The sequence below is a fragment of the Acidovorax sp. HDW3 genome (assembly GCF_011303755.1).
Classification (GTDB): domain Bacteria; phylum Pseudomonadota; class Gammaproteobacteria; order Burkholderiales; family Burkholderiaceae_C; genus Paenacidovorax.
This window is the reverse complement of the sequence record NZ_CP049885.1, coordinates 1,273,070-1,292,117: the sequence shown is the minus strand read 5'-3', so window position 1 is coordinate 1,292,117 and position 19,048 is coordinate 1,273,070. Positions and strand designations below refer to the sequence as shown.

General features: G+C 66.2%; 19 protein-coding genes and 1 tRNA gene. 11 read left to right on the top strand and 9 right to left on the bottom strand.

Annotated features, from left to right (window positions below; all coding sequences use genetic code 11):
* The first annotated feature begins 6 nt into the window (after window positions 1-6).
* The 3 genes from folD to G7045_RS05785 all read left to right on the top strand — a co-directional run bounded on the left by folD (window position 7) and on the right by G7045_RS05785 (window position 3,915).
* Window positions 7-855 (top strand): bifunctional methylenetetrahydrofolate dehydrogenase/methenyltetrahydrofolate cyclohydrolase FolD, encoded by an 849-nt coding sequence (gene folD, locus G7045_RS05795; protein ID WP_166158587.1) that lies wholly within the window; start codon window positions 7-9, stop codon window positions 853-855.
* A 276-nt stretch (window positions 856-1,131) separates the two neighbouring features.
* A complete protein-coding gene (locus G7045_RS05790) occupies window positions 1,132-3,162 on the top strand; it encodes a M3 family metallopeptidase (RefSeq protein WP_166158584.1) in 2,031 nt (676 codons plus the stop codon).
* A gap of 111 nt (window positions 3,163-3,273) precedes the next feature.
* Window positions 3,274-3,915, top strand: coding sequence for a glutaredoxin family protein (locus G7045_RS05785; protein WP_166158581.1), 642 nt, complete (start codon window positions 3,274-3,276; stop codon window positions 3,913-3,915).
* A 45-nt stretch (window positions 3,916-3,960) separates the two neighbouring features.
* Here G7045_RS05785 and rpiA read toward each other — a convergent pair whose 3' ends face one another.
* Window positions 3,961-4,656: a ribose-5-phosphate isomerase RpiA gene (rpiA, locus tag G7045_RS05780; RefSeq protein WP_166158578.1), complete on the bottom strand. Its 696-nt coding sequence runs from the start codon at window positions 4,654-4,656 to the stop codon at window positions 3,961-3,963.
* A gap of 33 nt (window positions 4,657-4,689) precedes the next feature.
* Between rpiA and G7045_RS05775 the strand changes: the two genes are divergently transcribed.
* A complete protein-coding gene (locus G7045_RS05775; protein WP_166158575.1) occupies window positions 4,690-5,742 on the top strand; it encodes a quinone-dependent dihydroorotate dehydrogenase in 1,053 nt (350 codons plus the stop codon).
* Here G7045_RS05775 and G7045_RS05770 read toward each other — a convergent pair.
* The 3 genes from G7045_RS05770 to G7045_RS05760 are packed head-to-tail and all read right to left on the bottom strand — an operon-like array spanning window position 5,739 to window position 6,807.
* Window positions 5,739-6,086: a hypothetical protein gene (locus tag G7045_RS05770; protein WP_370521733.1), complete on the bottom strand. Its 348-nt coding sequence runs from the start codon at window positions 6,084-6,086 to the stop codon at window positions 5,739-5,741. The genes G7045_RS05775 and G7045_RS05770 overlap by 4 nt on opposite strands.
* Window positions 6,083-6,487, bottom strand: a complete 405-nt coding sequence (locus G7045_RS05765) for a phage holin family protein (RefSeq protein ID WP_166158572.1) — start codon at window positions 6,485-6,487, stop codon at window positions 6,083-6,085. The genes G7045_RS05770 and G7045_RS05765 overlap by 4 nt, the downstream gene beginning before the upstream one ends.
* An 8-nt stretch (window positions 6,488-6,495) precedes the next feature.
* Window positions 6,496-6,807: a DUF883 family protein gene (locus G7045_RS05760; protein WP_166158569.1), complete on the bottom strand. Its 312-nt coding sequence runs from the start codon at window positions 6,805-6,807 to the stop codon at window positions 6,496-6,498.
* 141 nt (window positions 6,808-6,948) lie between these two features.
* On the opposite strand from G7045_RS05760, the gene G7045_RS05755 reads away from it, so the two are divergent.
* Window positions 6,949-9,798, top strand: a complete 2,850-nt coding sequence (locus G7045_RS05755) for an EAL domain-containing protein (protein WP_205737210.1) — start codon at window positions 6,949-6,951, stop codon at window positions 9,796-9,798.
* A gap of 234 nt (window positions 9,799-10,032) precedes the next feature.
* Here the strand turns inward: G7045_RS05755 and G7045_RS05750 are convergent, their stop codons facing one another.
* Window positions 10,033-10,470, bottom strand: coding sequence for a universal stress protein (locus G7045_RS05750; RefSeq protein ID WP_166158567.1), 438 nt, complete (start codon window positions 10,468-10,470; stop codon window positions 10,033-10,035).
* A 107-nt stretch (window positions 10,471-10,577) separates the two neighbouring features.
* On the opposite strand from G7045_RS05750, the gene G7045_RS05745 reads away from it, so the two are divergent.
* Window positions 10,578-10,937 carry a PilZ domain-containing protein gene (locus tag G7045_RS05745; RefSeq protein ID WP_166158564.1) on the top strand — a complete coding sequence of 120 codons (360 nt, stop codon included), beginning with the start codon at window positions 10,578-10,580 and terminating at the stop codon, window positions 10,935-10,937.
* 71 nt (window positions 10,938-11,008) lie between these two features.
* Here G7045_RS05745 and G7045_RS05740 read toward each other — a convergent pair.
* From G7045_RS05740 to G7045_RS05730, 3 genes are all read right to left on the bottom strand, one after another.
* Window positions 11,009-11,085, bottom strand: a tRNA-Pro gene (locus G7045_RS05740).
* Window positions 11,086-11,197: 112 nt separating this feature from the next.
* The gene (gene infA / locus G7045_RS05735; protein WP_166158561.1) at window positions 11,198-11,449 is read right to left on the bottom strand and encodes a translation initiation factor IF-1; all 252 of its coding nucleotides are present in this window, start codon (window positions 11,447-11,449) and stop codon (window positions 11,198-11,200) included.
* A gap of 221 nt (window positions 11,450-11,670) precedes the next feature.
* Window positions 11,671-12,804: an HPP family protein gene (locus G7045_RS05730; protein ID WP_166158558.1), complete on the bottom strand. Its 1,134-nt coding sequence runs from the start codon at window positions 12,802-12,804 to the stop codon at window positions 11,671-11,673.
* 143 nt (window positions 12,805-12,947) lie between these two features.
* Between G7045_RS05730 and asd the strand changes: the two genes are divergently transcribed.
* Window positions 12,948-13,793: an archaetidylserine decarboxylase gene (asd, locus tag G7045_RS05725; protein ID WP_166158555.1), complete on the top strand. Its 846-nt coding sequence runs from the start codon at window positions 12,948-12,950 to the stop codon at window positions 13,791-13,793.
* A 3-nt stretch (window positions 13,794-13,796) separates the two neighbouring features.
* Here the strand turns inward: asd and G7045_RS05720 are convergent, their stop codons facing one another.
* Window positions 13,797-14,069: a hypothetical protein gene (locus G7045_RS05720; RefSeq protein WP_166158552.1), complete on the bottom strand. Its 273-nt coding sequence runs from the start codon at window positions 14,067-14,069 to the stop codon at window positions 13,797-13,799.
* Between the two features lie 205 nt (window positions 14,070-14,274).
* Here G7045_RS05720 and G7045_RS05715 point away from each other — a divergent pair, with 205 nt between their 5' ends.
* From G7045_RS05715 to G7045_RS05700, 4 genes are all read left to right on the top strand, one after another.
* A complete protein-coding gene (locus G7045_RS05715; RefSeq protein WP_166158549.1) occupies window positions 14,275-14,547 on the top strand; it encodes an oxidative damage protection protein in 273 nt (90 codons plus the stop codon).
* 50 nt (window positions 14,548-14,597) lie between these two features.
* A complete protein-coding gene (mnmC, locus tag G7045_RS05710; protein WP_166158546.1) occupies window positions 14,598-16,373 on the top strand; it encodes an FAD-dependent 5-carboxymethylaminomethyl-2-thiouridine(34) oxidoreductase MnmC in 1,776 nt (591 codons plus the stop codon).
* 69 nt (window positions 16,374-16,442) lie between these two features.
* Window positions 16,443-17,246 carry a sulfite exporter TauE/SafE family protein gene (locus tag G7045_RS05705; RefSeq protein ID WP_166158543.1) on the top strand — a complete coding sequence of 268 codons (804 nt, stop codon included), beginning with the start codon at window positions 16,443-16,445 and terminating at the stop codon, window positions 17,244-17,246.
* Between the two features lie 9 nt (window positions 17,247-17,255).
* On the top strand, window positions 17,256-19,034 hold the full coding sequence (locus G7045_RS05700) for a nitrite/sulfite reductase (protein ID WP_166158540.1): 1,779 nt from the start codon (window positions 17,256-17,258) through the stop codon (window positions 19,032-19,034).
* Window positions 19,035-19,048 lie beyond the last annotated feature (14 nt).

The window sequence follows — 19,048 nt, the reverse complement described above, 5'->3', positions numbered from 1 at the left end:
TTGACCATGACTGCCCAACGCATCGACGGCAACGCCCTCTCGCGCCAGCTGCGCACCGAAGTCGCCCAGCGCACCGCCACCCTCAAAGCACGCGGCATCACCCCCGGCCTGGCCGTGGTGCTCGTGGGCGACAACCCGGCCAGCCAGGTCTATGTGCGCAACAAGGTCAAGGCTTGCGAGGACGTGGGCTTTCACTCGGTGCTCGAAAAATACGACGCCAGCATGACCGAGCAGGAGCTGCTCGCCCGCGTTGAGGCACTGAACAACGACCCCAGCATCCACGGCATCCTGGTGCAGCTGCCCTTGCCCAAGCACATCGACGACCACAAGGTGATCGAGGCCATCTCGCCGGCCAAGGACGTGGACGGCTTTCACGTCGCCAGCGCCGGCGCGCTCATGGTGGGCGAGGTAGGCTTCAAAGCCTGCACGCCCTACGGCTGCATGAAGATGCTCGAATCCATCGGCATGAAAGACCTCAAAGGCAAGCACGCCGTCGTCATTGGCCGCAGCAACATCGTCGGCAAGCCCATGGCCATGATGCTGCTCGCTGCCAACGCCACCGTCACCGTCTGCCACAGCGGCACGGCAGACCTGGCGGCCATGACGCGCCAGGCCGACGTCGTGGTCGCCGCCGTGGGCAAGCGCAATGTATTGACCGCCGATATGGTCAAGCCCGGTGCGGTCGTCATCGACGTGGGCATGAACCGCAACGACGAGGGCAAGCTCTGCGGCGACGTCGATTTTGACGGCGTAGCGCAGGTGGCCAGCCACATCACCCCCGTGCCCGGCGGCGTCGGCCCCATGACCATCACCATGCTGCTGGTCAACACCCTGGAAGCGGCCGAGCGGCTGTAACCCTAAATCCGGCAGCTGATCGCTTGCAACCTTCAATAACACCTTATGAGTTTTGACATTTTTGGCTCCGGTAGCGTTCACCTATTGGGTGAGAGCGCTATGCACCCGCCAGCACCGTGCTGGCCGCGCCATGCTGCGTTGCTCGTCCTTGCGCACAGGAGTGCGCGGCGTCCTCTCGCCTTGCCTTGCACGCCCATCACAGCACTGACGGGCGCATCCAACTGCCGGATTTAGGGTAACTTGAACCTTCTGCCCGGCCACCCCATCTCAGAGCGCATGAGCAATCCACTTCTTGATTTTTCCGCCCTGCCCGCATTCGAGCGCATCACGCCGGCGCACGTCGCCCCGGCGCTCGATACCCTGCTGGCACAGGCCGAACAGGCGCTGCAAAGCGTCACCGCTGCCGACTTTGCCGCCGACTGGAACGCCATTGCCGGCGTGCTCGACGTAGCCACCGAGCGCCTGGGGCGCGCCTGGGGCGTGGTCAGCCACCTCAACAGCGTCGCTGACACCGCCGAGCTGCGCGCCGCCTACAACGAGGCCCTGCCACGCGTCACCGAATTCTGGACGCGCCTGGGCGCCGACGAGCGTCTGTACGCCCAATACAAGGCGATTGACACCGCCACCCTCACCCCCGAGCAGCGCCAGGCGCACAAAAACGCCCTGCGCAGCTTCGTGCTCTCGGGCGCCGAGCTGCAGGGCGCGGCAAAAGAGCGTTTCACGCAAATCCAGGAACGCCAGGCCGAGCTGAGCCAGAAGTTCAGCGAAAACGCCCTCGACGCCACCGACAACTGGGCCTACTACGCCAGCGCCGACGAGATCGACGGCCTGCCCACCGACGTCGCCCAGGCCGCCCGCGCCGCCGCCCAGGCCGAGGGGCACGAGGGCTACAAGCTCACGCTCAAAATCCCCTGCTACCTGCCGGTGATGCAGTTTGCGCGCAGCAGCGCGCTGCGCCAGCGCCTGTACCGCGCCTACGTCACGCGCGCCTCCGACCAGGCCGAGGGCGAGGGCCGGCGTTTTGACAACAGCGCCCATATCCGCGAGATCCTCGCCCTGCGCCAGGAAGAGGCGCAGCTGCTGGGCTACGCCCACTTTGCCGAAGTCTCGCTGGTGGCCAAAATGGCCGAGTCGCCGGCGCAGGTCATCGCCTTCTTGCGCGACCTGGCGCAGCGCGCCCGCCCCTTTGCCGAGCACGACCTGGCCGACCTGCGCGCCTTCGCCGCCAGCGAACTGGGCCTGGCCGATCCCCAGCCCTGGGACTGGCCGTACATCAGCGAAAAGCTCAAGGAAGCGCGCTACGCCTTCAGCGAGCAGGAGGTCAAGCAATACTTCACCGCGCCCAAGGTGCTCGCCGGCCTGTTCAAGATCGTCGAAAGCCTGTTCGACGTAACGATTGCCCCCGACAGCGCCAGCCGCTGGAACCCCGCCGTGCAGTTCTACCGCATCGAGCGCGCCGGCCAGCTCGTTGGCCAGTTCTACCTGGATCAACCGGCGCGCGCCGGCAAGCGCGGCGGCGCCTGGATGGACGACGCACGCACGCGCTGGCTGCGCCCGGACAACGGCCAGCTGCAAACCCCGGTGGCCTACCTGGTGTGCAACTTTGCCGATGGCGTCGATGGCGCCCCGGCGCTGCTCACGCACGACGACGTCATCACCTTGTTCCACGAATTCGGCCACGGCCTGCACCACCTGCTGACGCAGGTGAACGAGCGCGACGTCTCGGGCATCGGCGGCGTCGAGTGGGACGCCGTCGAGCTGCCCAGCCAGTTCATGGAAAACTTCTGCTGGGAATGGCCGGTGCTCGAACACATGACGGCACATGTTCACACCGGCAAGCCCCTGCCGCGCGCGCTCTACGACAAGATGATCGCCGCCAAGAACTTCCAGGCCGGAATGCAGACCCTGCGCCAGATCGAATACTCGCTCTTCGACATGCTGCTGCACGCCGGCCACGACCCGCAGCAAGATTGCCTGGCGCTGCTCGAGCAGGTGCGCGCAGAGGTGGCCGTGCTGCCCGCGCCCGCCTTCCACCGAATGCCGCACACCTTCAGCCACATCTTCGCCGGCGGCTACGCGGCGGGTTACTACAGCTACAAATGGGCCGAGGTGCTCTCGGCCGATGCCTACGCCGCCTTCGAGGAAACGCAGCACAGCGACGGCAACTTTGACAGCGCCACCGGCGCGCGCTACCGTCGCGAGATTCTGGAAGCTGGCGGCAGCCGCCCGGCCATGGAATCGTTCAAAGCCTTCCGGGGGCGCGCGCCGGAACTCGACGCGCTGCTGCGCCACCAAGGAATGCAATAAAAAAACCATAGCATTTCGCGCTTGCTGCACAAGGCTTTGCAATACTTTTCATATTGAAACCCTTGTGCAGCAAGCGTGAGCAGCTATCATTTTTATAGAGGAGACTGCCCCATGCACACCATCCGCTTTGCCCCCCGCCCCGCCCTGCTCGCCGCCTGCGCTTGCGCAGCCCTGCTGGCCAGTGCCGCCGTGCAGGCGCAGCAGGTGTACCGCAGCGTCGGCCCCGACGGCAAAGTCACCTTCACCGACCGCGCGCCCGACACGCAAACCGCCCCGAGCAGCGTGCGCAGCGCCGGCGCTGGCGCCCAGGGCGGCCTGCCCTACGAGCTGCAGCAAATCGCCAGCCGCTACCCCGTCACGCTCTACACCGGCAAAGACTGCCCGCCCTGCACCAGCGCGCGCAGCCTGCTGACGGCGCGCGGCATTCCGTTTACCGAGCGCACCGTCAGTACCAACGACGACATCGACGCTTTCAAGCGCCTCTCGGGCGGCACCAGCCTGCCCTTTGGCACCATCGGGCGCCAGCAGCTCACCGGGTTTTCTGAAAGCGAATGGACGCAGTACCTGGACCTGGCCGGCTACCCCAAGCAATCGCAGCTGCCGCCGAGCTACCGCCGCCCGGCTGCCACGCCGCTGGTGGCCGTCAGCCCTACGCCTGCAGCGCCAGACAAGGCCGAACCCAGCCCACGCCCAGCACCAGCGCCCGCCGACGGCGGACCGGGGCCGAGCAACCCGGCAGGCATCATCTTTTGAACCAGGGCGCGCGCAGCGCCCTTTTTCATAGCCGCAGGTGCCGGCTTAAAACTGCAGCGTCTGCACGCCCTCGGCCGTGCCCAGCAGGCAAACGCTGGCCTTCTGGTGTGCAAACACGCCCACCGTGACCACGCCCGGCCACTGGTTGACCTCGCTCTCGAACGCCAGCGGCTCGGTAATCTGCAGGCCGTGCACGTCCAGGATGTGCTGGCCGTTGTCGGTCACCAGCGGCTGGCCGTCTTTGAGGCGCAGCCGGGCCTGGCCGCCCAGGGCGGCAAAGCGGCGCGCAATCTGCTGCGCCGCCATCGGAATGACCTCCACCGGCAGCGGAAAACCGCCCAGCACCGCCACCTGCTTGGAGGCATCGGCAATGCAGACAAAACGCTCGGCCAGCGCGGCGACGATTTTCTCGCGCGTCAGCGCCGCGCCACCGCCCTTGACCATATAGCCCCGGCCATCGATCTCATCGGCGCCGTCGATGTACACCGCCAGGCGCTCGACGGCATTGGCATCGAACACCGCAATGCCCAGCGCCTGCAGGCGCGCCGTGCTGGCCACGGAGCTGGAGACGGCGCCCTTGATCTGCCCCTTCATGCTCGCCAGGGCGTCGATGAAATGGTTCACCGTCGAGCCCGTGCCCACACCCACGATCTCGCCCGGCAGCACGTACTGCAGTGCAGCCTGGCCCACCAGGGCCTTGAGTTGATCTTGGGTCAAAGGGGTAGAAGCAGGAGAGGTCATGGGAAAATCGCCGCAAAACCGCGAATTATCCCTATGTCTCTGATTCCCTACGCCCTCGCCCGCCCTTTCCTTTTCGGCATGGACGCCGAAGCCGCCCACGACTTCACCATGGACATGCTCGCACGCGGGCAGCGCACGCCACTGCAGTGGGCCTGGTGCCAGCAGCGCGTGCACGACCCGGTCACGCTCGCCGGCCTGCAGTTTCCCAACCGCGTCGGCCTGGCCGCCGGGCTCGATAAAAACGCCCGCTGCATCGACGCCCTGGCCGCCATGGGCTTTGGCTTTGTCGAAGTCGGCACCGTCACGCCCAAGCCCCAGCCGGGCAACCCCAAGCCGCGCATGTTCCGCCTGCCCGCACGCCAGGCGCTCATCAACCGCTTTGGCTTCAACAACGACGGCCTCGACGCCTTTGTGCACAACGTGCAACAGGCCCGCTTTCGCCAGCAGGCGCAGCCGCCGCTGCTGGGCCTGAACATCGGCAAAAACGCCGCCACCCCCATTGAAGAGGCCACGAGCGACTACCTGCGCTGCCTCGATGGCGTGTACGCCCACGCTGATTACGTCACGGTCAACATCAGCTCGCCCAACACCAAGAACCTGCGCGCGCTGCAAAGCGACGAGGCGCTCGACGCCCTGCTCGCCGCCATCGCCGCGCGCCGCGCGCAGCTGGCGCAGCAGCAGGGCCGGCGCGTGCCGGTGTTCATCAAAATTGCCCCCGACCTGGACACGCAGCAGGTGGCCGTGATCGCCGAGCTGCTGCAGCGCCACGGCATGGATGGCGTGATTGCCACCAACACCACCATCGCGCGCGATGCCGTGCAGGGCCTGCCGCACGCGGACGAGGCCGGTGGCCTGAGCGGCGCGCCGGTGTACGAGGCCAGCAACCGCGTCATCGCCCAGCTGCGCGCCGCCCTGGGCGCGGGCTTTCCGATCATTGGCGTGGGCGGCATTCTGAGCGCCGAAGATGCGGTGGGCAAAATCCGCGCCGGCGCCGACGTGGTGCAGATTTACACCGGCCTGATCTACCAGGGCCCGGCGCTGGTGGCGCAGGCTGCGCGCGCCATCCAGGCCGCTGGTAAAAATTAACGCCGGCGCAGCAGCAGGGGCAGCAGCACCCCGGCCCAGCGCAGCGCGCGGCGCGGGCCAGCGGCCAGCCCCAAAGCCGCAGCCGCTGCCGCGACAGCCGTGGGATGCGCGCGCACAAAAGCCACCACCTGCGCCAGCAAAGGCGCCCCGGGCGGCAGCCCTGCGCCGTGCACCTGGGCGGCAGCCTGTGCCCTGGCTTGGCGCTGGGCGCGGCAGCGCGCCCGCAGGCGTGCACGCTGGGCGGCAATGCGTTCGAGCACGGCCTGTTGTTCAGGGGTGGGCGTCACGCCCGGGGGCAGTGGCGGCGGCGTATCCATTGCAGAGGGTGCGGCAGATTTGCTCACAGCGGCTCCTTCAGGTTCTGCCAGTCTTGCTGCAGCTCATGCCGAGTCAGAGCAAAACCCTGGCCCAAGCGGCGCAGCGCCGCCAGCAGGGCCACCAGCGCCCCGCCCCAGGCCAGTAGCCACAAGGCCGCCAGGCCCCAGGCCACGGTCAGGCGCTGCGGCGAATCCCAAAACTGCGCCAGCAGCGCCAGCGACAGCAGCAGCAGCGCCACCACCAACAGACCGCCCACCGCCAGCGTCCACAGCAGCGCCTGCAGCAGGTGGCGCTTATAGTCCACCCACTCCAGGCGCGCCAGCGTGGCGCGGTCGTCCAGGGCGATGGTGCCCTCGACCAGCGCTGCCTGCCAGCGTGCGCGCAGGCGTTCGAGCCCGAGCAGCGCCAGCCAGTCGTTGATGCGCATCGCCGCGATTAGCGCCGTGCCAGCAAAAAGCCCACCAGCGCGCCCACGGCCAGGGCGGCACCAGCGACGCGCCAGGGCTCGTCATGGGCGTAGCGGTCGGCCGCCAGGGCGGCATCCTTGGCCTGGCGTGCAGCCTCTTGTGCGGCGCGCACGGCCGAATCGCGCACGTTGGACATGCCGTCGTCGATGCGCTGGCGCAGCAGCTTGATTTCAGGAATGGTGTCCAGATCCTTGCTCGAGAGCAGGCCACGCAGGTCGCTCACCAGTTTTTCGAGTTCGCCCTGGGAGGTGGAGACGGTGTCGGAGACGGAAGCAGTCATACAAACCTTTCGTAGCTAAAAACCCAATGAATTCGCGCCTTGGCAACGGTTATGCACCATGGCGCAGCGCGCCATGCCATCTTACAGCGCGGCTTGCCCCATACCGCGCAGGCGCCATAGCCAGATGCTACATTCCCACACATGTGGATCCACCCCAGCCACCAACCCCAGGCACGCCGCCTGCTCCTGAGCGTGGCCCTGCTGCTGCTCCTGGCGCTGCTGACCAGCTTCTGGCACATGCCGGCCAGCACACGGGGCCTGGCCGCCTACCTGCCGCTGCACAGCGCCCTGGAAACGCTCGACATCACGCTGGCGGCGCTGATCTTTGGCCTGGTCTGGAGCCTGCGCCGCGAAGCCCTGCCGCGCAACGTGCTGCTGTTGGGTGCAGGCTTTCTGGGCGTGGCACTGCTCGATTTTTCGCACATGCTGTCGTACAGCGGGATGCCGGACTACGTTACCCCCAGCGGCATCGACAAGGCCATCGCCTTCTGGCTCGCAGCCCGCCTTCTGGGCGCCCTGGCCCTGCTCGCTGCCGCCCTGCCCTGGGGGCGCGAGCGCACCCGGCTGCCGCACTGGGCACTGCTGGTCTTGGTGCTCGCCGCAGTCGCTGCCGTGCACGCGCTGGTGCTGCTGCGTCCGCAGTGGCTGCCACCATTTTTTGAGCCCGGCCAAGGGCTGACGGCGTTCAAACTTGGTTTTGAGTACATCCTCATCGCTCTGAACCTGCTCACCGCCGCCCTGCTGCTGCCCCACCTGCGCCAGCCACGGCAGTTTCATACCAGTGGGCTGTTCGCCGCCGCCTGCACCATGGCGCTGGGGGAGTTTTTTTTCACGCTCTACGCCAACATCACCGACATCTACAACCTGCTCGGTCACCTGTACAAAGGGTTGGCGTATTTTTTCCTCTACAACGCCCTGTTTACCGAAACCGTACGCCGCCCCTACGCCCTGTTGCACCACTCCGAAAGCCAATTGCAAGCCACGCTCAGCGCTCTACCGGATTTGCTGTTTGAGCTCGATGGCCAGGGGCGTTATCTGCAGGTGCACACCCAGCAGCACCAGGCCCTGAGCGCCCCCGGCCCCCAGCTGCTCGGACGCAGCGTGCACGAGGCCATGCCGGCCGAGCCCGCAGCCACCGTGCTCGCAGCCATTGCCGAGGCACGCACGCACGGCGTCTCGCACGGCAAGACGATCGCCCTGACGGTACAAAACGGCAGCCACAGCTGGTTTGAGCTATCCGTCGCTCGCCAAAATGGGGCGCCGGGGGAGGAGGAATCCTTCCTGGTGCTCTCGCGCGACGTCACCGCGCGCGAGCAAACCGAGCACGAACTGCACAAGCTCTGGCACGCCGTCGAGCAAAGCCCGGTGACCATCGTCATCACCGATCTGCAAGCCCGCATCCAATACGTCAACCAGGCTTTTACCCGCAGCAGCGGCTACAGCGCCGCCGAGGCCCAGGGGCAAAACCCGCGCCTGCTGCAGTCGGGCAAAACGCCCGCAGCCACCTACCGCGCCATGTGGCACCAGCTCAGCCAGGGCAAGCCCTGGCAGGGCGAGATCATCAACCGCCGCAAGGATGGCGCCGAATACACCGAGCAGGTGCACATCTCCCCGGTGCGCGATGCGCAGGGCCAGGTGACGCATTTTCTGGCGCACAAGGAAGACATCACCGAGCGCAAGCAAGCCGCCGAACGCATCCAGAAACTCACGCAGCACGACCCGCTCACCGGCCTGCCCAACCGCAGGCTGCTGGGCACGGAGTTCACCCACCTGAGCCAACAAACCAAGCCGGTGGCCGTACTGTGGCTGAACATCGACCACTTCAAGGACGTGAACGATGCCCTGGGCCACCACATGGGCGACTTGCTGCTGCTGGAGATGACACGCCGCCTGCGCGACCACGTCAAAGGCCAGGATTTGATCTCACGCCATGCCGGTGACAGCTTCATTGTCCTGCTACCCGCCACGGGGGAACACGGCGCAGCCACCCTGGCGCAGCGCCTGCTGGGCCTGCTGGCACGGCCGCTGTCGCTGGGCGGGGAAGATATTTCCGTCACCGTCTCCATCGGCATTGCCTTGTTCCCAAGCGATGGGCAAGAATTCGAATCCTTGCTGCAGCGTGCCGAAACCACCATGTACCGCGCCAAGCAGGAAGGGCGCAACCGCTACCAATTTGCCACCGCCAGTATGCAGGCCCAGGCCACGCGCGCCCTGGCGCTGGGCCACGCCCTCAAGGGGGCGCTGGCCCGGGAGGAATTTGCCCTCGTGTACCAGCCGCAGCTCGATTTGCAAAGCGGCCAGATCCACAGCGCCGAAGTGCTGCTGCGCTGGCACAGCAGCAGCATGGGCGCTGTCTCGCCCGCAGAATTCATCCCCCTGGCAGAAGCGAGCGGCCTGATCGTGCCCATGGGCGCATGGGTACTGCACAGCGCCCTGCGCCAGCTGCGCGCCTGGCTCGACGCCGGCTTGCAGCCACTGACCCTGGCCGTGAACCTCTCGGGCGTACAGTTCAACCAGCCCGAATTACCCGCCCAGGTGGCGCAATGGTTGCACGCCAGCGGCGTCCCGCCCGACTGCCTGGAACTGGAACTGACCGAGGCCGTGGCGCTGAAAAACCCACAACAGGCCATAGAGCAAATGCAAGCGCTGAGCCAGCTCGGCGTGCGCCTGGCGATCGACGATTTTGGTACCGGCTATTCCTCGCTCAGCCGCCTCAAGCGCCTGGCCATCGACAAGCTCAAGATCGACCAATCCTTCGTGCAAGACCTGGTGACCGACCCTGACGACCAGGCCATCGCCACCGCCATCATCCAGCTGGCCCGCAGCCTCGGCCTGCGCACCATCGCCGAAGGCGTGGAAACCGCCGAGCAGCTCGCCTGGCTGCGCCACCGAGGCTGCGACGCCATCCAGGGCTACCACCTCAGCCGGCCACTACCGGCCGCAGAATTCGAGGCCTTTGTACGCGCCCACAGGGCATCCCAGGGGCTGTGAGCCAGATGCAAGCATTGGCGTGCCGCCAGGCTTGATGAACCCCACCACGTTCATCACGCCGGTGTTGGTGAGCGTACTGACGCAGCTGGCCGCCTGATGGCCCGGAACCTGGGCGTCCAGCACAGAAAACCAGCGCCGTTCAAGAAGCGGGCCTGCAAACAGGTGGGACTTGACAGGTACGGACATAAAAAACGGCCTTTTTCAAGGCCGTTTTTTATTACTGGAAGGCAAAACTCAATCACGCACCACCAGCACCGGCACATGCACCACACCTAGTACGCGTTGCGTCACGCTACCGAGCATGAGCTTTTCCAGCCCGCGACGGCCGTGGGAGCCCATCACGATCAGATCTGCGTCCACGCTCTCCAACACACGTGCAATGCCATCGTGCACAGCATGGCCTTCACCCACCAGGGTGGTGACGGGCACTTGGGCTGCTTCAAAAATTTTTTTCGCCTCATCCAGAGCCAGGTTGGCCTCGGCGGTGGCAGCACTCAGGTACTGGGCCTGACCGTAAGCAAAATCAGCGCCAACGCCAGTAAACGGGTAGGGATCAATCACGTACAACACCGTCACCTGGGCTCCAAATGTTTTGGCCAAGCCAACAGCTTTGTCTACAGCATTGTCAGAGGTTGCAGAACCATCGACAGGAACCAAAATATGCTTGAACATGCGTTTTCTCCTTCGTTGCGACAAGCGAGTTGCTGCTTCAATGCTATCGTGTTTCCCTGCCCTTGCTGCCCAGGATTGCCATTCATTTTTATTTACCAGGAGTCACCATGCCGCATGAGCGCCGCCACTTTGTTCGCGTCCAATTTGACAGCCCCGCCCAACTGACGAGTGCCCAAGGCACACTCGACGTGCAGGTGCTCGACCTATCGCTCAAAGGCGCCTTGCTGCACGCCCCCAGTGCCACGCCCCCTACAGCGGGTACTCCATGCCAATTAACCATCCAGCTGACCGACCGCGATCACATTGCGATGTCGATGCAGGTGGTATACGCCGAGGGCCACAGCATTGGCCTTCGTTGCCGCAATATTGACCTCGACAGCGTCACCCATCTGCGCCGCCTGATTGAGCTGCAATTGGGCGATCCGTCGTTGCTGGAGCGCGATTTGGCGGAGTTGACCGCCGGCTAGACCGGCCGCGATCTTGCACCGAACGAAAAAGCCCTCCAAGCTTGATCCTTGGAGGGCTTTTTGTATTCGATTGGTCGGAGCGGCGGGATTCGAACTCGCGACCCTCTGCTCCCAAAGCAGATGCGCTACCAGGCTGCGCTACGCTCCGACAGCTGGCATTCTAACCTGCAAAATACATAACCAGCGGCACAAGACGGAACAAAACCCAAGAATTTGTGCAGCATTGCTGCGTGCAGGTGGCGCCGCCCGGTTTTTTTTAATCAGCGTGCAGCGCTCGGTGCCGGGCCACGACCTGGCAGGTGGCGGAAGGTGATGCGACCCTTGGTCAGGTCGTAGGGCGACATTTCCAGCGACACCTTGTCGCCGGCCAGGATACGGATGTGGTGCTTGCGCATCTTGCCGCCGGTGTAGGCGATCAGCTGGTGACCGTTGTCCAGGGTGACGCGAAAGCGCGAATCGGGCAGCACTTCGGTCACGCTGCCCTGCATTTCGATCAGTTCTTCTTTTGCCATTTCAATCTCTCAATACAAAAATTCAGTAGGGCACAGGAGCCGACGAGAAAACCACCCCGCATGTGCCGCTGTGCGGCAGCACATGAACACGGTGCGTGCGGGCGATGGGAGTCGCTGCGCCCGAGGCGCATATTCGGGCGAAGGCCGGTTGGGCGGCCTGACTGGCAGACGCTGCAGGGCAGCTGTGCGTAGAACCTGCCAATTGTAGCGCGTTGCGTGCTTTACTGCGCCGCCTGAATCGCCCTTGCCAGCGCGCGCACCAAGTCGGTCTGGGTGATGATGCCCACCAGGCGCTGCTCCGGATCAACGATGGGAATGTGGTGGTGGCCACCGTGCGAGAACAGCGGCACCAGGTCCATCACGTGCTGACTGGCCTGCGCCACTTGCACGGGTGCGCTCATGATGCCGTTAACCTGCGTTGGATTTTTGCCGCGCCCCATCACCAGGGTGCGCAGGCGCTGGCCCAGGCCCTCGCGCACGTCCAGGTTCACCAGGCGCATGAAGTCGGCCACCGTGACGATGCCCACCACCTGCCGCTCGCCATCGACCACTGGCAGCGCCTTGATCTGCTCACGCCGCAGCAGCGCCCAGGCGTCTTGCAGCGCCACGCCCTGCTCCACGGCAAAGGGCGGGCTGGACATAATATCGCTGCAGCGCAGCTCGCCCAGGGTACGCTGGAAAGCCGCCCGCCCGACCTGGTGCAGCAGCCCTTCGAGGTCGGAGCGGCTGATGTCGAGCACCTGGTTGTAGTGTGCCAGCGCCGCATCCATATCCGCCGTGCTAAAGCCACCGACGGCGGCCTTGGCGCGCTGCGGGTGGGGGTAGCTGCGCCCGGTCAAGGTGTTGTAGACGACGGCCACCGCCAGCAGCACGAGCACGTTGACCAGCACCGGGAACACCGCCAGGTGCACGCCGCCGCCGTGGTTGAGCACCACCAGCAGCGCCATGGCACCACCGGGCGGATGCAGGCAGCGCAGCTGCACCATCAATGCCAGCGCCAAACCCACCGCCAGGGCACCACCCCAAACCGGATCAGGCACCAGCGTGGCACACAGCGCTCCCACCAAGGCCGACAAAGTGCTTCCCGCCAGCACCGGCCAGGGCTGCGCCAGGGGACTGGCGGGCAAGCCAAACACCAGCACCGCGCTGGCGCCGAACGAGGCCACCATCCAAGGGCCATCGACTCCCAGCACCAACGCCCACCAACGCCCTAACAGTGCCGCCAGGGCCACGCCCAAGAATGCGCCGCAAGCCATGCGCAGATGCTCACGCCGGTTGATCCCCAAGGAAGCGGGCCAAAAATTACGCAACCAGCGGCGCAAAGGCGAAGGGGCGGCAGGAACAGTAGAAGGCATGGTGACGAAAAAGCTCAACGCGGGATCAAGGCGGCAGCCGTGGGGCGCGCATTGTGCCGCGCCGCCAAAATCTTTGCAGCCAGCGGCCATTGCCGGCCGCTGGCTAGAATGGCGCGCCCTTTGACTAACACCGAGCCCGCACCTTGTCTGACCGCCTTGCCGTTTTGCCGCAATACCTCCTGCCCAAGCAGGCCCTGACCACCCTCATGGGGCGCCTGGCCGGCGCGCAAGGTGGGCGCTGGACGACGGCCATCATCCGCCGCTTCATCACCCGCTATGGCGTGGACATGAGCGAGGCCGCCAACCCAGACCCGGCCGCGTACGCCAGCTTCAACGATTTTTTCACCCGCGCCCTGCGCCCGGGTGCGCGCCCGCTGGCCGCCGCCGATTGGATTTGCCCCGTCGATGGAGCCGTCAGTCAGTTGGGTGCCATTGCCGAGGATCAGATTTTTCAGGCCAAGGGCCACCACTACAGCACCACGGCCCTGCTGGGCGGCGATGCGGCGCTGGCGGCGCAGTTCCAAAACGGGCACTTCGCCACCATCTACCTGAGCCCGCGCGACTACCACCGCATCCACATGCCCTGCAGCGCCCGCCTGCTGCGCATGGTGCACGTACCCGGGGCATTGTTCTCGGTCAACCCGACGACGGCGCGTGGCGTGCCCGGATTGTTCGCGCGCAACGAGCGCGTGGTGTGCAGCTTTGAAACCAGCGCCGGCCCCCTGGTGATGGTGTTGGTGGGCGCCACCATTGTCGGCAGCATGGCCACCGTCTGGCATGGCCTGGTCAACCCGCCACGCACCGGGGTACTGCGCAGCTGGGATTACGGCGCGCAAAACATCACCCTGCAGCAGGGTGAGGAGATGGGGCGCTTCTTACTGGGTTCGACCGTGGTGCTGCTGTTTCCGCAGGGCGGTCTGCAGTTCAACCCCGACTGGGCGCCTACGCACCCGGTGCGCCTGGGCCAAGCCATGGCCCGGCGCAGCTAAAAATTACATCAGCAGCGGCTCAGGGCGGCGCTCGGTGGTAAACAAGGTGGGTTGCAGCTCCAGCTGATCGGGGCGCACCGGCGTTTCGCGCCCCACCAGGTGTACGCACACCAGCTGCTTGCGGATCATGATGTGGCTGACGGTTTCGCTGCGCCCATCAAGGCGCACCTTCACCCCCGGATGAAACAGGGGCATACGAAAACAATGCGCAGGCAAGGCCGGGGGTGTCTGGGGCACCGGCACCTGGGCGGCTTCTTGTGTAGCGGTGGACGTCATGGCGCAAATGCTAGCGCATATAAGGCGAAACTGCAGGGTGTTTCCCCGGTTGTTATCGGCTTCAAGGGCAAAATCAGCCCTGCCGGCCACTGCAAGCTTGCTAAAGTGACGGCGCTTTTTTCGGCAGCCCGCAAGCGCCGTCCATCCGGACAAACCAGCAGCGGGCGCCCGCGTATTTCCATCCCACCCCACAAAGGACACCCCCATGGCACGCACGGTTCACTGCATCAAACTCGGCCAAGACGCCCCCGGCCTGGATTTCCCGCCCTACCCTGGCGAGCTCGGCAAGCGCATTTTTGACAGCGTGAGCAAACAAGCCTGGGGCGACTGGCTCAAGCACCAGACCATGCTGGTGAACGAAAACCGCCTCAACCTGGCCGACGCCCGCGCCCGCCAGTACCTGGCGCGCCAGATGGAAAACCATTTCTTCGGCAGCGGCGCCGACGCCGCCGCCGGCTACGTTCCCCCCACCAAATAAATACCACCCGACTCATGGCCGCCGCCAGCCACAGCTCCGATCATCCCCTCATGACTTTCTCAACGCTGTTGCACGGCTGCGGCCTGCCCACCGCCTGGGCTCAACAGGCGCAGTGGCGCATCCTGGATACCGATTTCGGCCTGGGCCAGAACTTTCTCGCCACCTGGGCTGCCTGGCAGGCCGATCCTGCACGCCCGCGCCTGCTGCACTTCGTTGCCTGCCTGGCCCAGCCCTTGGCGGGCGCCGAGCTATTGCGCGCCGCCCCACCCGCCTGGCGCGCGCTGGCGCACACACTGGCCGCGCAATGCTGGGGGCTGCTGCCCGGCGTGCACCGCCTGGGCTTTGACGGCGGGCGCGTGCTGCTGACGCTGTACGTTGGCGACGCGCACAGCCTGCTGCGCCAGCAACAACCCGAATTTGACAGCATCTGCCTCGGCCCCCTGCCCACCGCCGAGGCCGACACCCTGCATCTGCTCAAGACCCTCGCCCGCTGTTGCCGGCGCGGCACCCTGTTGGCCCACGCTGGTGCCGGCGCGCCCCTGGCGGCAGCACTGGCGCAATGCGGCTTTACCGTGCAGCCCCAACCCACCGGATTGCAGGCACGCTTTGATCCCAGCTGGACACTGCGCCACGCGGGCGACAAGCCGGCCCCCCTCTCTCCCAGCCACTGCGTGGTCGTGGGCAGCGGCCTGGCTGGCAGCGCCGCCGCCGCCAGCCTGGCGCGCCGGGGCTGGCGGGTGACGGTGCTCGACCAGGGCCTGGCGCCCGCCGCCGGCGCCTCGGGCCTGCCAGCGGGCCTGTTCGCCCTGCACAGCTCACCCGACGACGCCCCGCTCTCGCGCCTGACCCGTGCCGGCCTGCGCCTGGTGCGCGAAACGGCCCAGGCCCTGCTGACCGAGGGCCAGGACTGGGCGCCCAGCGGCGTGCTGGAACACTGCGTGGACAGCAAACTCAGCCTGCCCAGCGCCTGGCAGCAAGAAGACCACCCCGGCGCCGACTGGCTACAACCGGCCAGCGATGGCCAGCGGGCCGCCGCCGGCCTGCCACCGAACGCCGTAGCCCAATGGCACAGCCAGGGCGGCTGGGTGCGCCCGGCACGCCTGATTGCCGCCCTGCTGGCGCAACCGGGCATCCGCTGGCAAGGCGGCAGCACCGTGGCCCGTATCGAACGCGCCCCCGACACCGCTGGCGCCGCGCCGCAGTGGCGCCTGTACGACAGCGCCGGCCAGCTCCTGGCCCAGGCGCCGCTGGTGGTACTGGCCACCGGCGCCGGCAGCATCGCCCTGTGCCAAGAACGGTTGCAGGCCGGCAGCCTGCGCCCGCTGCGCGGCCAGGTCAGCTGGGGCCCAGTGGCAGACTGCCCCACGCCGCTGCCACCCTTCCCCGTCAACGGCCACGGCAACCTGGTGCCGCAGGCGCCCACCGAGGAAGGGGCCCCCATCTGGGTACTGGGCTCCACCTTTGAGCGCGGCCAAACCCAGCTGCCCAAGAGTGCCGAGGAAGAGGCCGCCGGCCAAGCCTACAACCAGCAGCGCCTGCAGGGCCTGCTGCCCGCGCTGGCCCAGGCCATGGCGCCACTGTTTGCACAGCCCGGCGCCATACAAGCCTGGTCAGGCGTGCGCTGCGCTGCGCCCGACCGGCGCCCCGCCGTCGGCCCCATCGACCCAGCCCTGCCGGGGCTGTGCCTGAGCACCGCCTTTGGCGCGCGCGGTCTGACCAACGCCTTGCTCTGCGGCGAAATCCTGGCCGCGCAACTGCACGCCGAGCCCCTGCCGCTCGAAGCCAAGGTGGCGCAATCGCTGCAGGCAGAGCGTCTTCGCATATAAGCTTATACGCATAAGAAAAGCGCAAAACAATCGTTTGGTTTTATATGGGCCGCCACTACAGTCGCGGCCATGCCTGAAATCACCTTCATCGTTGCGGGGTTTGCGGTCGGTCTCATCGTCGGTTTGACGGGGGTGGGAGGCGGCTCGCTGATGACGCCGGTGTTGATTTTTTTCTTCGGCGTCAAACCCCATCTGGCCATTGGCACCGACTTGCTGTTTGCCGCCTTCACCAAGCTGGGCGGCACCGTCAGCCTGGCGCGCCAGCGCCTGGTGCCCTGGCGCGTGGTCGGCCTGCTGTGCGCGGGCAGCATTCCTGCAGCGTTCGCTGGGCTGTGGCTGCTGCGCCACCTGGGGCCAGACAGCGCCAGCGCCCAGCGCCTGATGACCAGCACCCTGGGCGCCGCCTTGCTGCTCACCGCCGCCGCCACGTTCTACAAAGTGCTGGTGTTCTCGCCCCAGCGCCAGGCGCAGGCTGCAGCGGCCCGCGCCGCCCACGCCGCACAGGCCGATCACCCGCGCCACTGGAGCCTGCCGGTGCTGCTGGGCGCCGTCATTGGTTTGTTGGTGACGTTCACCTCAGTGGGCGCGGGCGCGATCGGCGTCACCGTGCTGCTGCTGGTGTTCCCGCACCTGCCGCTGCCGCGCATCGTGGCCGCCGACATTGCCTACGCCGTGCCGCTGACGCTGGTAGCCGGCCTGGGCCATGCGTCGCTGGGCTCGGTCGATTGGCCGCTGCTGGCGCAGCTGCTCGCTGGCTCGCTGCCGGGCATCTGGCTGGGCTCGCGCCTGGTCAGCCGCACGCCCGAGCGGCTGATTCGCTCCATTCTTTCCGTGCTGCTCGCCTGGGCGGGCGCAAAACTTGTTCTCGTTTGATACCCCACCATGTACCAATACACCGACTTCGACAAGCAATTCGTCAAGCTGCGCGCCCAGCAGTTTCATGACCAATTGGAACGCTGGCAGCGCGGCGAGCTGAGCGACGAGCAAATGCTGCCCCTGCGCCTGCAAAACGGCTGGTACATCCAGCGTTACGCGCCCATGGCCCGCATCGCCGTGCCCTATGGCGAGATCAGCAGCCTGCAACTGCGCACCCTGGGCCGCATCGCCCGCGAATACGACCAGCCCACGCCCGAGCTGCTGGCCCACGCCCAGGCCACGCAAGACGCACTGGAAGCGTCGCAGCCCGGCGCCACCCTGGCCGCCGCACCTTTGAAGTACGGCTACGGCCACTTCAGCACGCGCACCAACTGCCAGTTCAACTGGATTCCCATCACCAAGGCTGCCGACGTGATGGACCTGCTGGCCAGCGTGCACATGCACGGCATACAGACCAGCGGCAACGACATCCGCAACATCACCTGCGATGCGCTCGAAGGCATTGCCGAGGACGGCATCGTTGATTGCCGCCCGTTTGCCGAAATCACGCGCCAGTGGAGCTCGCTGCACCCCGAATTCAGCTACCTGCCGCGCAAGTTCAAGATTGCCTTCAACGGCGCCCGTGAAGACCGTGCCGCCATCGGCTGGTACGACATCGGCCTGCAGGCTTTGAAGAACGACGCGGGCGAGGTGGGCTTTACGGTGAAGGTGGGCGGCGGCATGGGGCGCACGCCCATCATTGGCACCACCGTGCGCGAATTTTTGCCCTGGGCCGAGTTGCTGAACTACACCGAGGCCATCATCCGCGTCTACAACGGCTACGGTCGGCGCGACAACAAGTGGAAGGCGCGCATCAAGATTTTGGTGAAAAGCGAAGGCCAGGCTTTCATCGACGCGGTGGAGAAGGAATACCGCGCCATCGTCGATCTGGACGGCGCGCCCCACACCATCACCCAGGCCGAGCTCGACCGCGTCACCAGCCACTTCGTCGTGCCGGAATTGAAGCCCGCCAACCTGCAAGCCAAGGTCGATCCCAAGGGCCAGCTCTACCAGCGTTGGCTGGCGCAGAACGTGCGCGGCCACCGCCTGCCAGGCATGAAGACGGTGACCCTGTCCTTCAAGCGCGTGGGCTTTGCCCCGGGCGACGCCGACGCCAACACGCTGGACGCCCTGGCGCAACTGGCCGAGCAGTTCTCTGCCGCCGAAGCGCGCCTGACGCACGAGCAAAACCTGCTACTGCCCTGGGTGTTCGAGGCCGACCTGCCCGCGCTGTATGAGGCGGCGCGCAAGCTCGGGCTGGCGCAGCCCAACATTGGCCTTTTGACCGACATGATTGCCTGCCCGGGTGGGGATTTCTGCTCGCTGGCCAATGCCCGCTCGCTGCACATTGCCGCCGCCGTGACCGAGCGTTACCAAGACCTCGATGAGCTGTTCGACATCGGCCCCATCGACCTGCACATGAGCGGCTGCATCAACAGCTGCGGCCACCACCACAGCGGCCACATCGGCATCCTGGGCGTCGATAAGGACGGCAAGGAGTGGTACCAGGTCACCCTGGGCGGCGCAGACGGCACGGCCTTGTCCGGCCCGGCCATTGGCGGCAAGGTCGTCGGCCCGGCGTTCACCGCCGCCGAGGTGCCGGGCGTGATCGAGGCGCTGCTCGACACCTACCGCGAACTGCGCCACCCGGGCGAGTTCTTCATCGACGCCCTGCGCCGCATCGGCCACGACCCCTTCAAGCAGGCGGCGAATGCGGCCCGCCATGCCAAGGCCGAAGCCCTGTAATCCCATCCCCGAGA